This is a genomic window from Bradyrhizobium sp. MOS003, from assembly GCF_003020125.1.
Lineage (GTDB): Bacteria > Pseudomonadota > Alphaproteobacteria > Rhizobiales > Xanthobacteraceae > Bradyrhizobium.
In genome coordinates this window covers 589,951-604,015 of the sequence record NZ_PYFW01000004.1, presented here as the reverse complement: position 1 = coordinate 604,015, position 14,065 = coordinate 589,951, and the positions used below count along the sequence as shown (strand labels likewise).

Genomic DNA, 14,065 nt, shown 5'->3' with positions numbered 1-14,065 from the left:
TCATTGGACGCGCCGCCGGAAGTCGGGGCGCGAGCCAGAGCCAGAGGCTGAGCCCTTCAGGCCTGAAGCCACGTCCGGGTTAGCCACGCGTAGTGGAACGTCATTCTTCAGCCAGCACGCCGGCTTTGCCGTTTGCGGATTGTACCTCACCCACGTCCACGCCTTGCACGGCGCCTCCTGCGCACAGAGGCTTTGGCATGCGGCCGGAGCCGCCCCCGCATTGAGATCCACCCTGCGGTAGTCCTTGCCGGGCATGTCGACGCCGGTCAGGATGCCGCTTTGGCCGCTTGCCGGAGGCGGGTTGGTGGCCGGCTGAGCGTTGGCTGATGAAGGAACGCTCGCCGGCGGATTGGTATTCGCTGGCGGTTGTGCGGGGGGCGGAGTGGTCGCGATGCCGCCGGCTTTGACGCCCGACGTCGTATACATGCCCCAGGCTCGCGGCGGCACGGCTCGCTTCAGCCAGCAAACCGCATGCGGTCCTTGCACGGCGGGCTTTACCCAAGTCCATGCCTTGCACACGTCCTCGGCGTTGCACATCGCCTGGCAGGCCTGCGGATCATTGTTGCCGACCATCGGCTGGTTGCGATAGTCCATTCCAGCCAGATTGACATCGGGTTGGAAGGTCGGATCGCGCGGAGCGCCGGTGAGCTTGAAGGCTTTCTGGTTCGGCGGCGGCGGATCGAGCACGACCTTCGCGGCGGCCGAGGCGACTTTGTGCGAGCAGGACTTGCCGGCAACGTTGTACGAGCACACCTCGACATACACCCAGGTATTTTCGAGAATTGCTTCGACACAATCAGGCGCCATTCCTTGCTTGGCGATGTGCGGCTTGTAGTACATCGCGTTATATTCGGTTACGCCGGTCACGCCGCTGTCCGGCCCGGTGGCGGCACTGACGGTCGTCCGGAGTTCGCTGTACTCTTCGAAGCTGAGGTGGGTAACCTCGATGATGTCCCGTTTCCGGCAGTAGTGGCTGTTGTCGGTGAAGTCGATCTTGAACTGCGGGGCTACGGGCGGCCCTGCCGGCCGAACAGGCGTCTTGGCGCACGCCCACGCGGACCATTGCTCGGAGACCATCTGGTCCGTCGTGCGCCGCGCTCTGAAGCGCGTGCAATATTGCGCGCCGAACTCGAGATCGCGAATATCAAAGCGAAGCTCCTTGGTGCGATCAAAGCCTTCCTTCAGGTAGTTCCTGGTCCAGCATACGGCTGATGCAGGAGATTGGGTTGCCTGTCCGCATCCCATCTTGTCGGCCTTGGCCGGCTGGCCGTCTTTCGTGAACTCCATTTCGATCAGCACGCTCTCCGGCGCGGTGTTGTGAAATCCGCCGCAAATTCTCGGGGCTTTCGAATTGTCTTCAGGACACCAGTTCAGCTTCACTTCGTTCGGCGTGCCCGGCCGGTCGGCGCGGGCCGGCTCTGTCAGTATGGACAAGCCAAAGAGCAGCGAAAGCGCTGCCAGCAGCACGGAAGATCGCACCAGCCTATCAATGAAGCGCATGATCAGTCCTAGCTGTCGATTGTTGGTGTTGTTCAGTGAACGATAACGCGTCCGACCGGCTTGACGCCGGAGACCGTGTCGGCATTCCTGAGCGCTCCGGGGATTGCGGTTTTCAGCCAGCACATCGGCTTCTTGCCTTGAAGACCTGCCTTGACCCAGGTCCACGACTTGCAGCGATCTTCCTTCTGGCAGAGGTCGCGGCAGGTGCTGGGATAGTTGTCGTTCATCGCGACGTTGCGATAGTCGCTGCCGGGAAGGTTGATCCCGGGTTCGAATGACGAACTGAAGCCACTGACGGGAGCCGGCGCTGGAGCGGGGGCCGAGGCCTTCATTGGGCCGCAAATCAGGCCCATCGAGTCGACGGCGCTGCCCGACGCGCCCTGAATCCCGGTCGCGCGCTCTTCGGGAGGGCACATCAGCTGATCGTATTTGTAGTCGAAGACGCGCGTAATGATGTCGCCGGCGCGTTTGGGCGGAATGAAGCCGCAGCCTTCGCCGCTGGAGATGCAGCGCTTGGTGACTTGGTTCATGTCCGAACTCGGACAGAACACGTCGATCGTGTTCACGAACTGGCGATCGAGGCCGTTGCCTCTGGTAAATGCGAGGCCGATTCCCGTCATCGGCTCACCCGGCGGGCAATAGGACTCCTGAGGCCCACCGCCCTTGCCTCCGGTCATGCGCGGATCGCGATTGATATCACCGACGCGATTTCCCCCAGTGTAGGGAGCGCAGATGATGCCGACCGCGTCGACCCAACCGCCGGCGCGTGCCTGAATGCCGACGAGGAATTGGCCCCCGGGACAGGTCAGATTGTAGTGGCCGCCACCGGGGCCGCCCTTGATCTCGGTCATGGTGGAGTAGCTAGGCCAGATCAGGGTGACCATGAATGCAGCCGCCAACGCGAATGCAGCGCCACCGTGGAGAATAGATTTCCTCTGTTTCATCGGGGCACTCCTTGGACGTCTAAATGACTTGGATCAAAATCATGGCTTGGATCAAAATCAGACAGACCGCCCGGCGAAGGGATCGGTGAGCGCGCCCAGGAACTGGTGCATCGCGTCGAAGGTCGATCGCTGTGAGCCGGTGGCGATCTCGCCGGACAAGGTCGTGAGCTCATTGCCGAGATTGGCGCCGCTGGGGCCGACGAGGTTGCCGAACGAGGCCGGCAGGGCGCCGCCACTGTTGAAGAAATTGTTGACGGTGTTGAGGACAGCCGGACCACCGCGCTCAGCTGGCCGACGATGGTGCCGTCAATAGCAATCGTTCTCGCCTGACCCAAGCTCATCCGATTGAAAACCGGGTAGTTGCCGTTTCCCGGCGAGCCCTGAAACGTCACGGTCCTGTCTCGAAATAGGAACCGGTTTCTGTTCAAGTTCCATATACAGAGCGCGGCAGGCTGATCGATGACGGTGCCTGGCCCATTGACCGTGACGCTCTCGGTGCCTGGACCGTCGGGGATCAAGCCGGTTGTAGGTGATGCTTCCATCCTGCCTGCCAGGCGTGACGTTAAAAGCCTGACTGTGCGTTTCGCCAATGAATGACCGAGTTCCGCCGAGCGCGGAGCCCAGCATGCAGATGTTCCAAAATGCAGTTATTCGCAGCTGTAACGAGATCCTGTTGGTCAAGGTCGGAGCAGCAATCATTTTCGATGGGATAAAGGACCCGCGGGGCAATCGGACCAAGCAATGGGAAAGAGCAATATCCGTGCTCTCTCATCGTATGAGTCTATCAGCGCCTCCAGTTTGGTCACCGCGCAGGCTGCCGATACCGGCATATGCCGGTGTTGGCCCTGTCAGGGCGCGCTTTTCCTGGATTGCGGCTATTCAGCCACAGGCGAAAGCCGCATCGTCGATGGAGCGATCGATCGTCTTGTTTGCGGACCGAGCTTGCGAGACGCGAAAACAATCAGCTAGGTTGAAGCCATTGCTTGCAATGACGCGGAATGACCGTGGAAATTATTGATTTTGCGTATGAAGCAGCCTTCGTTCCTGAACTCTGGCCAAGGCTGTTGTCCGAGCTCGCCGCAACGTCCAACTCGCTCGGCTCGACCCTTTTCCTCTTCGGTGATGACGGCGCCGCCAGTGGCGTGACGCTCGACAATCTGCAGGATCTTCTCCGAGAATTTCTGGCCAATCCGGATCTTCGTTTTTCGACATCGGTGGTCCGAATGTGCGACACGAAGCCGAACAGCTTCGTTGAGGTCGACGACTACCTGACAGCCGCCGAGATCGAGAGTGACCCGATACGCCAGCGCTTGCGCGCGCGTGGTCTCGGTGCGCACGTCTGCACGGCCGTGCCGATGCCGACCGGAGAGGTGGCGATCTACGTTCTTCAGAAGGGAAGCGGCGTGGGCCGCTATGAGCCAGAGGAACTCGCGCGTCTCAACTCCGTACGTCCGCATCTGGCCCGTGCGGGGCTGATCGCGGCTCGACTGGGAATCGAGCGGGCGAGGGGCACCGTCGCGGCCCTCGATACGCTTGGGCTTGCCGCCACCGTCTGCGTCAACGGCAGGGCGATCGCGACCAACCGATCGTTCCTTCAGCATTCCGATCTCTTCAACGTAGGTGTCGGAGACCGGGTCACTGTTGCACAAGGACGGGCAAACGAGTTGCTGCAAACAGCGCTTCGAGAGCCTGCCGGTGCCTTGAGTGCGGTTCGCTCGATCCCGATCGCCGGCACCAATGATGCAGTACCGGGCGTTCTGCATGTCCTGCCGCTGCTGCGATCCGCCCGGGACCTCTTTTCCGGTGGGGACACGATGCTGGTGTTCACACCAGCCAAGCCAAGTGCGCTCGTTCCCGCGCCCAGTCTACTGTCGGGTCTGTTCGACCTGACGCCTGCAGAGGCCAAGCTCGCAGTGAGCCTGTCCGCCGGTCTAACGCTCAAGGCAGCTGCAGAACAGAGCGGCATCAAGTTTGCGACCGCGCGTTCTTATCTCGAGCAGATATTTCGCAAGACCGGCACCGGTCAGCAAAGTCAGTTGGTGGCCCTGATGAAGAGCGCAACCGCCATTCGGTGACGTCGTCTTTGGGCGCCTCGGCTGGCGCCTTCCTATTTCGCGTGGGCGGCATGCGGGCAGGATTCCGTACCCGCCGGGCTTCCCCCGGCGGCCCGCATGGCCTATGACGCTGCAACGCAAAAATCCCCCTGAAAAGACCCCATGATCCGCCTCGACAACGTCAGCAAGCAAGCCGGCCACCAGATCCTGTTCATCGAAGCCTCCGCCGCCCTCAACAAGGGGGAGAAGATCGGCTTGGTCGGGCCGAACGGCGCCGGCAAGACCACACTATTCCGGATGATCGCCGGTGAGGAATTGCCCGACGAGGGGCAGGTCTCGACCGATCGCGGCATCACCATCGGCTATTTCAACCAGGACGTCGGCGAGATGTCTGGCCGCAGTGCGGTGGCCGAGGTGATGGATGGAGCCGGTCCCGTCAGCGAGGTCGCGGCCGAGCTGCGCGAGCTCGAGGCGGCCATGGCCGACCCTGACAAGGCTGACCAGATGGACGAGATCATCACCCGCTACGGCGAGGTGCAGCACCGTTTCGAGGAACTCGACGGCTACGCGCTCGATGGCCGTGCGCGCGAGGCGCTGTCCGGCCTCGGCTTCAGCCAGGAGATGATGGAGGGCGACGTCGGAAAACTCTCCGGCGGCTGGAAGATGCGCGTGGCGCTCGCGCGCATCCTCCTGATGCGTCCTGATGTCATGCTGCTCGACGAGCCGAGCAACCATCTCGACCTCGAAAGCCTGATCTGGCTGGAAAAATTCCTGCACGACTACGAAGGCACGCTCTTGATGACCTCGCATGACCGCGAGTTCATCAACCGCGTGATCTCCAAGGTGATCGAGATCGATAGCGGCTCGCTCACCACCTATACCGGCGATTACGAATTCTACGAGCAGCAGCGCGCGCAGAACGAGAAGCAGCAGCAGGCGCAGTTCGAGCGCCAGCAGGCCATGCTTGCAAAAGAAATCAAGTTCATCGAGCGCTTCAAGGCGCGCGCCTCGCATGCGGCCCAGGTGCAGAGCCGGGTGAAGAAGCTCGACAAGATCGAGCGGGTCGAACCGCCGCGGCGCCGCCAGAGCGTGGCATTCGACTTTCCGCCGGCGCCGCGCTCGGGCGAGGATGTCGCGGCGCTGAAGGGCGTCCACAAGGGTTACGGCAGCAAGCGGATCTATGACGGGCTCGATTTCATGATCCGCCGCAGGGAGCGCTGGGCCGTGATGGGCGTCAACGGCGCCGGCAAATCGACGCTGCTGAAGCTCGTTGCGGGCGCGAGCGAGCCGGACCAGGGCACGGTGGCTGTCGGCGGCAGCGTCAAGATGGGCTATTTCGCCCAGCACGCGATGGACCTGCTCGACGGCGAGCAGACCGTGTTTCAGTCGCTCGAATACGCGTTTCCGACCGCGGGGCAGGGCTCCTTGCGCGCACTCGCCGGCTGCTTCGGCTTCTCCGGCGACGACGTCGAGAAACGCTGCCGCGTGCTCTCGGGCGGCGAGAAGGCGCGGCTGGTGATGGCCAAGATGCTGTTCGACCCGCCAAACTTTTTGGTGCTGGACGAGCCGACCAACCATCTCGATCTCGCCACAAAGGAGATGCTGATCAATGCGCTGTCGGATTTCGAAGGCACCATGCTGTTCGTTTCGCATGACCGCCACTTCCTGGCGACGCTGTCGAACCGCGTGCTGGAGCTGACACCGGAGGGCATCCACCAGTTCGGCGGCGGCTACACGGAGTACGTCGCACGCACCGGGCAGGAGGCGCCGGGGTTACGGAGCTAGACGTTGGCCTAACCAGCGATTTGCGTGCTCACGGGATGATGCCGAGGCTTCGGCCCGCCGCCACCGGTCGGACGATGCCGTAGCCGTAGTCGTGGTTCGGCACTGCGCCGCCCAGGGGCAGCGCCGTCGCCTGCAATACCGTAATCATGGATGCCGGATCCGTTGCCGTCGGCGGCCGCGCGGTTCGCAGCGCGGCGATGCACCCGGATGCGACCGCGCATGCCGCCGACGTTCCCGTATCAGGCTCGAAGCCGCGCGGGCCTCGCAGCACCTTCGAGCCGAGAAACTCAGTATAGGCGGTTACGTCGGGCTTCTGCTGAGGCATGCCCGCGATCGACGGTCCCTGCGAGGAATAACAGACGCGCGTGTCGTGGATGTCGCAACCGCCGATCGTCAGGACTTCGTCATATGCGTTGGCGCCCATGATCATCCCATCCGTCCGTTGCAGACAAACCGGATTGGGGCAGCCTTTGCCGCAATTGCCGGCTGCAAAAACCACGTCCGCTCCGAAAGCCGTGAGCAACCAGATGTACAGTCTGAAGGGGTGATCGGGATTGTCGATGTAGCGTCGCGGGTCGCCGGGCGGGAAGTCGTCGAGGCTCGGATGAAAGATTCCCCAACTGTTGTTGACCACGAGCGCATCCTGCGGAATGGCCCCAGTGACCGCCCAGCGCCAGATCAGGATCAGGTAGCCGCGCATCATTTCCCCGATCGTTGCACTGACTGTGTGCTCGCCCGCAGGTCGCCCCAGCAGCAAGGGGTAGTCGAGCAGCGTCACGTTCGGGGCCACCACGAGCACGCCATAGGCGCACATCGTCCCGTGTCCGATGCGATGGAGCCCCGGCATGGTCGCCACGGTCGGTGGCGTCCACGAATTTCCGACATCCAGCGCCGGATTGAAGCCAAGCCGCTTCGCAAGATGTGCCCTGCAGATGCCGGTATCGACGATGGCGACGGCGACACCCGCGCCATAAAGGCCGTTGTCCTGCAGCACCGCGGTGTTGAGGTCCTGCCGAACCATGTCGGCATCGCCCGTGGCCTTGTTGGCGGGAGGTAAAGCAAGCGTGCCCCGCACATCGGAATCGAGCCAGACAGGCTCACCCTCGTTGAAGTCCGGCTTGGAAAGCCTGCCGGGAGACACGTAGGCGCGGATCAGGAATTTGATCGATTTATCGAGTGCGAGGAGTGAGGACGCATTCTCACCCCTGTCCGTGATCGAGACCGCCGGTCGCTGATCGGCGCCATCCCAGATCGGCAGGGCGCCGAACTCACCGTCGATCAAAAAATCGGACGCCGCATTCTCGTGGACGTAATCACGCATGGTGCGGGCAGGACTATTGCCGTCGATCAGGTCGTTGGCCGCCTGCAAGAACACGCGGTTCCGATTACGCTGCATCAGCACCCGGACATAACCGGTGCGCAATTCCCAAGGCGTCATGGCTTCCTCCGCTGCGGTGGTCACGTTGCGCGCGAACTCATTTCCATTCGTCCCGCGCGAGCTTGAATGTAGCCGCGTAGAACGGGCAAGCCGTCAGAAAGGGCTTCAGCGCGACCGCGGCCCTGGCGCCCGCGTCGATGTCTTCGCGATAGTGCAATCCTGCGATCACCCGGTTCATCGCGACGCGCGCGGCCAGCGCGCGCAACGGCTCCTTGTATTGAGGCAGTATGTCGGCCAGGCATTCGGAGGTGAGTGTGCCAATCAGCGCGTGTCCGGCCGGATAGGCCGGGTGGCCCGGGACCGCGACCGGCGGATACAGTGTCGGGCAGACCTGGCTTGGTCGCGGCTGGTACCAATAAGGTGGAGGCGCGGCACCGGCTGGATTCGGATGTTGGAGCTTGAGCTGGATCATCGCAAACTCGCCGACCCTGGCCATGATCTTCATCAGCAGGAATGTTTGCGGGTGGGTAGTGGCGGTGATGTTGAGAAGCTGCAACCAGCGCAGCTGAAAATTCTGGTTCTCCTCCACGATCTCGCCGAGGGCTTCCGGCCGCTCCGCGACTGCCAGCACCAGGACCTCGTCGATCATCTTCGCAGTGACCGGGTAGGTCGGCGGCGGCAGCGCGACCGCCGCCTGCCACTGCTTGCCTCCGATGGTCTGCGCCATGAACTCCGGCATGATCGCCAAGGCGCGTAGATCCGGATCCCATTCCGGATCTCGGAACTTCGCGGTGTAGTCCCGCGTGATAGCGATTTCGGCAAGTGGTCGATCCGCCCGCATCGCGAACACGGGTGATCCGCCGCCGCCTGGGCCGCTTGCCCAGTTTCCTCCGAACCAGTTGCCACCAAACCAGTTGCCTCCGAACCAATTGCCTCCCATGGCGGGATCCTCCTGTGGTTCGCTGCAAATGCAGCATGGTTTCAATCGGGCAGGCCTGCCTCTCGCAAATGTTCGATGAAACGTTCCCTCAAGGCTATTCTGAAGGGACACCGCTCACGATAGGCCGACAATTTGAATCGAGGTTGTATGTCCAGAATCGTCCTGGCGATGCTCCGAGCCTCCTCGCTCTGACCCTTCGCGACATAGGCGGCCGCGAGAATGCGAAGGTTGGCGGACAATCGCCCGTTCAGGGACGCCGTCTTGCGGGCCCACACGACTGCTTCGTCGTAATTGCCATAGATGTAATGCGCCTGGCCGAGGAACATCAGGTAAAAATACGCCTGTGTATCGGCCGGCGACAAGCGCAACCCCTGTTCAGCGCGCGTGATCGCCGACTGGCCCTCCTCAAGATAGCCGTACACGCCACTGCTCAGGGTCCAGGCCATGGCATTGCCAGGCGAGGCGCTCAACGCTCGGTCAAAGAGGTCGAGCGCTGCGTTGTAGTCCTTGAACAGCAGCGCCTTGGTGTGTCCGAGAACGGCCAGGGCGAAGCCGTCCGACGGCGCGCGATCCACCGCTGCAGCGGCGAGGCGCGCCGCCTCCGCTGCGTCGGGGCCACCCTCGGCGCCCCAGCCTTGCGCGACATTGTGAATGTGCCAGAGCGCCGCGTAGGCATAAGGCGTCGCGTAGCTGGGATCCAAAGCGATGGCGGCCTGCAGGAATTCTCCCGCGCGGCCGAAATCGAAGTAATTCATGCGGTACATGAAATCGATCGCCTTCATGAGCAGCTCGTAGGCATTGAGATTGTCCGAGCGCTTTTGCAGCGCGCGCTTCAGCTCCGCCTCACGGACCTGAGGGGCGATGCTCCATACGATGCGTGTCGCGATGCGGCTCTGAAATTCGAACAGCTCGGAAGCCTCGCCGTCGTAGTGATCTGCCCACAGCACGACCCCAGCTTCGACGTCCTGCAATTCCACGCTGATCCGAAGCCGCTGGTGGGCTCGCCGGATGCTGCCACTGAGGACGTATCGGACGCCGAGTTCCTGGCCGATCCTCTGGCTGTCGATCGGTCCGCTCCGATACGGAGACGTCGACATGCTTGAAATGACGCACAGCCCGCGGAGGCTCTGAAGCGCCACGACGATCTCGTCGGCCGTCCCGTCCCCGAAATAGTCGCCTTCCGGGTTCGCTGCCTGCGTACGAAACGGAAGGACCGCGATGTAGGGCACCTTGGCCTGGCGGCTCGCCTTGCGGCCGCCGCTCGACGGCAGGCGTTCGGCCTCGGGGAGCAGGAGGGAATAAGCGTGAACGGGACTTGCAATATGCTTGAGTCGGAGCACGCCGAGATCCTGGACAGGCACATCGATCCGGTCCTTGATCTGCTTGAACATCTCGTCCGAAAGCACCACGCCGCCGGCCGGCGCCGACTGCTCGAGCCTCGCCGCGATGTTGACTCCCTTTCCGAAGATGTCCTCGGATTCGACGATGGTCTGCGCGACGTTGAGACCCATTCGAAATTGGATCTTCCGATCATATCCCTCCTGCGCCTGTGCAGCGGCGACCTCGGCCTGCAAGGCAACCGCACAGCGCGCCGCATCAAGGGAAGAATCGAAGGAGGCGAGAAAGCCGTCCCCCGTGTTCTTAACGATCCTGCCGCGAAAGGAGACGATGCACGGGTTGACGACTCCGAAACGAAGTGATCGCAGGCGGATGTGGGTAGCTTCCTCGGCAAGCTCGGTCAGGCGAGCATAGCCCACGACGTCGGCGGCCAGAATCGCAAGCATGCGCCGCGTTGGCGCAACCTCTGCAGCATCGATCCCTGGATAATTCACCTTGATCGCCCCGCTGCTGCGCAGAACAGAGACAGGATAGCAGAACGTGGCGCCGTTGACAGCCCGGAGAGGTCACGTCGTGCGTCAACCGGCGTCAGCGCGCGCTTCCACGTAGGCCGAATTCTTGCCGAATGACGCGGTCCCGAAAGCATACAACCGACCCCTGCCTTCCGGTCCAAATTTGGGAACGCAGTCTCCAAACGGAGTGCGCCCAATCGTGGCGGCTCTTTCCGCTCTATCTGCAAGAGCCACAAAGTGTTCACCGCGGAGCGGAGGGCTCGAGGCCATCGCGTTGCATCGCTGCTTTATAAGAGCGAAACCGCCAGGGCGCTGTGAAGTAAATCATACGTCAATGCGATAATTTGAGCGCCAGCCGGCGGTTGTGTTTCGCCGGTCTGCTCGTATTGACCGAACGTCTTTTCCTGGGGTGCGCCGCGGATCGCCGTGTAGTTCCGGACCTGTGGACCGGCGCAGACGAGGTTGTTGATGCCGTCACCCCGTCGTGCTCAATAGGCGACTGATGCTGTCTTAAGAAAACATTGAACACTCTGTTGCGCCAGCGACGGGCGACGCATCGGCGCAAGCTTGCGCCCACGCGTCTCGAGCACTGAGCTCGTTGGCTACGCAAAGACAATCAAGGGAGGGAGCGTGAAGCAACTTCGGATCGGTGACATCACCATCGATGCGGTGATCGAGCGGGAAGGGCCGTGGCGGCGGCCGCAGGATTTCTTCCCGGCCTATGACGAGAGCGTGTTCGCCCGTCATCTCGCCTCGTTCGAGCCGGAGGTGTTCGACGCCGCGCGCGGCATGATGGTCATCACCTATCAGACCTTTGTCGTGCGCACGCCGCGCTACACTATCCTGGTCGATACCTGCACCGGCGAGGACAAGGGCCATCCGCCGCCGTTCGATTTTCCCGGCAAGGAGCGCTGGCGCAACGAGCTGTTCGCGCTCGGCATCTCCTTCGAGCAGATCGACTACGTGTTCTGCACGCATCTGCATATCGATCACACCGGCTGGAACACGAGTTTGCGCGACGGCCGCTGGGTGCCGACATTCCCGAATGCGAAATACGTCTTCCACAAGGGTGAGTATGCGGCCTGGGAGGCCGAGCACGCCAAGGGCAGCAATCCGCCCGGTACCGTGTTTCGCGACAATTGCCTGCCGATCGTCGAGGCCGGGCAGGCGCTCCTGGTCGACGACGATTACGCGCTCGACGACACCGTCACGCTGACGCCGACGCCGGGGCATTCGCCCTGCCATTGTTGCGTGAACATTGTCTCGAAGGGCCAGCGCGCGGTGGTCGCGGGCGATCTCATGCATCACCAGATCCAGTGCCGCGAGCCGGACTGGTCGGCGAAGCCGGATTGGGACCCGAAACAGTCGGCGGTGTCGCGGCGGAATTTCTTCGCGTCGGTTGCGGACACCGACACGCTGATTTTGCCGGTTCATTTCCCGGCGCCGACGGTGGGGCTGATCAAAACGCTGGGCGGGGCGTTTGACTATCGCTTCAGGCGGGAATGATGCTCGCCGTCATGCCCGGGCTTGGCCCGGGCATCCACGTCCTTGCTGCCGATTGCCCAGAACGTGGATGGCCGGGACAAGCCCGGCCATGACGGAGTTCGTTTTGGTGATCGCCCACTAAAGAGGCCGCAACCTCAGAGCGCGTTAAGCGCCCATCTCGCACTTCTTCATGAAGCTGTTCTTGGCGGCGCCGGCGAGCGGCTTGCCGTCGGCGCTGACGGCCTTGGGCGTGCAGGCGTCCGCCTTGCACTTCTTCATGAACGAGGTCTTGGCGGCGCCTGCCAGCGCCTTGCCGTCCTTGCCGACTGCCTTGCTCTCACAGGTGTCGTCGGCGAAGGCCGAGCCTGCTGCAAAGGTGGCAACGATCGCAGCCAGGAAAATCCGCTTCATCATGGGTGTCTCCGTAAACCAGAAATGGCGGAGAGATTGGAACCGGGAATCGTGGCGCAATCAAGCTGGTTGAGGCCCCCGTCCGGTCCGGCTGACGATTTTTTCCGAGCGGGAGTTGGCCGGGCTCGTTTCCTGTTGCACTGCTCGCTGACCGCGGCGGGCAGCCCTGCTAGGCTTGGCCAGCTTAGCCGGACGGAGCATCGTGATGGACGCCGTGATCCCGAAACACTCGGAAGCCGCCGATCAGCATTCGCATCTGGTTCGGCCTCAAGACATGGATTGGCAGACGACGCGCTTTCCAGGCTGCGAGGCCAAGACGCTGCTGTTCGATCGCCGCACCGGCCTGATGACCGCCTTGATGCGATTTGCGCCGGGGTCGGTGCTGCCCGATCACGAGCATGTCGGCATCGAGCAGAGCTGGGTGATCGAAGGCGCGCTCGTCGACAAGGAGGGGCCGGCCATGGGAATCGCCTGCAAGGCGGGCGAATTCATCTGGCGCGAGGCGGGCAGCCGGCATGCCGCCTGGTGTCCGGAGGGCGCTTTGATCCTGGCGATCTTCCAGGTGCCGAACAAGTTCTTCGAAGCCGACGGCCGCGTCGTCGACGCCGCCGGTCAGGATTGGGACGAAACCTGGGGGCACACGGCGGCGCAGCCTGTGCCGCGCGCCTAGGGCATCCTCATGCGCCCCGCACGAGCAGGGCCTTGAAGTCGGCCCGTGCGCGCTGCGCTTCGGCGCGCGCGACCTCGGAGGCATCGCCGAGACCAAAATAGCCGTGGATCAGGCCGGGGCCTTCATGGTGCTTGACGGGTACGCCGGCAGCCTCCAGCGCCCGTGCATAGGCCGCGCCTTCGTCGCGCAAGGGATCGAACCAGGCGGTGGTCACGATCGCCGGCGCGAGGCCCTCGAGCGAAGGTGCCCGCAGCGGCGAGACGCGCCAGTCAAGGGCGTGATTGGGGTCGGCGAGATAGTGGCCGCAGAACCATTCCATGGTGGCACGCGTCAGGAAGTAACCGTCGGCATTCTCGGCGCGCGAGGGATAGCGCGCGTTCTCGCCTGCATCGGCGTAGGCGCCAAGGACGTCGGTCACGGGATAGACCAGCAATTGCCCGGCAAGCCTGATCCCGGCGTCGCGGCATGCAATCGCGGTGGTGGCGGCGAGATTGCCGCCGGCGCTATCGCCGGCAACACCGAGGCGTTTTGCGTCGCCGCCAAATTCCGCGACGCGGTTGAAGATGTCGCTTACGGCCGCGAATGCGTCCTCGAAGGCGCCGGGAAACCGCGTCTCGGGCGGGCGGCGATAATCGACCGAAACGACGATGGCGCCGGTCTCGATCGCGAGGTTGCGCGCCTGCCGGTCGTGGGTTTCGATGTCGCCGGCGACCCAGCCGCCGCCGTGGAAGAACACCACGGTCGGCGCGGGCGTGGTGCCGATCCGGTAGAGGCGGGCAGGAAGCGGCCCGGCGCCGCCGCTCACCTCGATATCCCGTACGGTCTCGACCGGCGGCGGCGGAATGGCTGCGCGGGAGGCAGCCAGTGCACGCAAGGAATCGCGCGCACTCTGTGGCGTCATCGCGGTGGGATCGCGCAGCGGCAGCAGCGGAATGATCTGGGCGATGACGGGATCGAGCGGTGCGGGCATTGTTCCTCACTGGGTTCTTGGTCTTGCTTGCGGGGTAGCATAGGTTTCGCGAGCCGCATCGGCAACGGTGTTCAAGGC

At 63.1% G+C, this 14,065-nt stretch carries 11 protein-coding genes; 4 read left to right on the top strand and 7 right to left on the bottom strand.

The genetic code is table 11. From position 1 onward, the window contains the following. Positions 1-1,500, bottom strand: coding sequence for a PAN domain-containing protein (locus tag C7G42_RS21700; RefSeq protein WP_106950971.1), 1,500 nt, complete (start codon positions 1,498-1,500; stop codon positions 1-3). A gap of 32 nt (positions 1,501-1,532) precedes the next feature. Beyond that, entirely contained in the window at positions 1,533-2,444 is a 912-nt protein-coding gene (locus C7G42_RS21695; RefSeq protein WP_106950970.1) for a PAN domain-containing protein, read from the bottom strand. Between the two features lie 998 nt (positions 2,445-3,442). Between C7G42_RS21695 and C7G42_RS21690 the strand changes: the two genes are divergently transcribed. Continuing rightward, positions 3,443-4,519 (top strand): helix-turn-helix transcriptional regulator, encoded by a 1,077-nt coding sequence (locus tag C7G42_RS21690; protein WP_106950969.1) that lies wholly within the window; start codon positions 3,443-3,445, stop codon positions 4,517-4,519. 141 nt (positions 4,520-4,660) lie between these two features. Next, positions 4,661-6,283: an ABC-F family ATP-binding cassette domain-containing protein gene (locus tag C7G42_RS21685; RefSeq protein WP_106950968.1), complete on the top strand. Its 1,623-nt coding sequence runs from the start codon at positions 4,661-4,663 to the stop codon at positions 6,281-6,283. A gap of 28 nt (positions 6,284-6,311) precedes the next feature. Here the strand turns inward: C7G42_RS21685 and C7G42_RS21680 are convergent, their stop codons facing one another. The 3 genes from C7G42_RS21680 to C7G42_RS21670 all read right to left on the bottom strand — a co-directional run bounded on the left by C7G42_RS21680 (position 6,312) and on the right by C7G42_RS21670 (position 10,385). Next, positions 6,312-7,721 carry a S8 family serine peptidase gene (locus tag C7G42_RS21680; RefSeq protein WP_106951085.1) on the bottom strand — a complete coding sequence of 470 codons (1,410 nt, stop codon included), beginning with the start codon at positions 7,719-7,721 and terminating at the stop codon, positions 6,312-6,314. Positions 7,722-7,758: 37 nt separating this feature from the next. Next, positions 7,759-8,502: a phosphatase PAP2 family protein gene (locus tag C7G42_RS21675; RefSeq protein WP_245427867.1), complete on the bottom strand. Its 744-nt coding sequence runs from the start codon at positions 8,500-8,502 to the stop codon at positions 7,759-7,761. A gap of 140 nt (positions 8,503-8,642) precedes the next feature. After that, positions 8,643-10,385, bottom strand: coding sequence for an adenylate/guanylate cyclase domain-containing protein (locus C7G42_RS21670; RefSeq protein WP_106950966.1), 1,743 nt, complete (start codon positions 10,383-10,385; stop codon positions 8,643-8,645). Positions 10,386-11,081: 696 nt separating this feature from the next. Here C7G42_RS21670 and C7G42_RS21665 point away from each other — a divergent pair. Then, positions 11,082-11,957, top strand: coding sequence for an MBL fold metallo-hydrolase (locus C7G42_RS21665; protein ID WP_106950965.1), 876 nt, complete (start codon positions 11,082-11,084; stop codon positions 11,955-11,957). A 144-nt stretch (positions 11,958-12,101) separates the two neighbouring features. Here C7G42_RS21665 and C7G42_RS21660 read toward each other — a convergent pair whose 3' ends face one another. Beyond that, positions 12,102-12,350, bottom strand: coding sequence for a hypothetical protein (locus C7G42_RS21660; RefSeq protein WP_106950964.1), 249 nt, complete (start codon positions 12,348-12,350; stop codon positions 12,102-12,104). Positions 12,351-12,552: 202 nt separating this feature from the next. On the opposite strand from C7G42_RS21660, the gene C7G42_RS21655 reads away from it, so the two are divergent. Continuing rightward, entirely contained in the window at positions 12,553-13,017 is a 465-nt protein-coding gene (locus C7G42_RS21655; RefSeq protein ID WP_106950963.1) for a cupin domain-containing protein, read from the top strand. 7 nt (positions 13,018-13,024) lie between these two features. Here the strand turns inward: C7G42_RS21655 and C7G42_RS21650 are convergent, their stop codons facing one another. Continuing rightward, positions 13,025-13,987: an alpha/beta hydrolase gene (locus C7G42_RS21650; RefSeq protein ID WP_106950962.1), complete on the bottom strand. Its 963-nt coding sequence runs from the start codon at positions 13,985-13,987 to the stop codon at positions 13,025-13,027. Between the last annotated feature and the right edge of the window lie 78 nt (positions 13,988-14,065).

Coding starts and splice junctions, on each gene's coding strand:
- C7G42_RS21700 (WP_106950971.1), bottom strand. CDS start 1,500: ATGCGCTTCATTGATAGGCTGGTGCGATCTTCCGTGCTGCTGGCAGCG.
- C7G42_RS21695 (WP_106950970.1), bottom strand. CDS start 2,444: ATGAAACAGAGGAAATCTATTCTCCACGGTGGCGCTGCATTCGCGTTG.
- C7G42_RS21690 (WP_106950969.1), top strand. CDS start 3,443: ATGACCGTGGAAATTATTGATTTTGCGTATGAAGCAGCCTTCGTTCCT.
- C7G42_RS21685 (WP_106950968.1), top strand. CDS start 4,661: ATGATCCGCCTCGACAACGTCAGCAAGCAAGCCGGCCACCAGATCCTG.
- C7G42_RS21680 (WP_106951085.1), bottom strand. CDS start 7,721: ATGACGCCTTGGGAATTGCGCACCGGTTATGTCCGGGTGCTGATGCAG.
- C7G42_RS21675 (WP_245427867.1), bottom strand. CDS start 8,502: ATGCGGGCGGATCGACCACTTGCCGAAATCGCTATCACGCGGGACTAC.
- C7G42_RS21670 (WP_106950966.1), bottom strand. CDS start 10,385: ATGCTTGCGATTCTGGCCGCCGACGTCGTGGGCTATGCTCGCCTGACC.
- C7G42_RS21660 (WP_106950964.1), bottom strand. CDS start 12,350: ATGATGAAGCGGATTTTCCTGGCTGCGATCGTTGCCACCTTTGCAGCA.
- C7G42_RS21655 (WP_106950963.1), top strand. CDS start 12,553: ATGGACGCCGTGATCCCGAAACACTCGGAAGCCGCCGATCAGCATTCG.
- C7G42_RS21650 (WP_106950962.1), bottom strand. CDS start 13,987: ATGCCCGCACCGCTCGATCCCGTCATCGCCCAGATCATTCCGCTGCTG.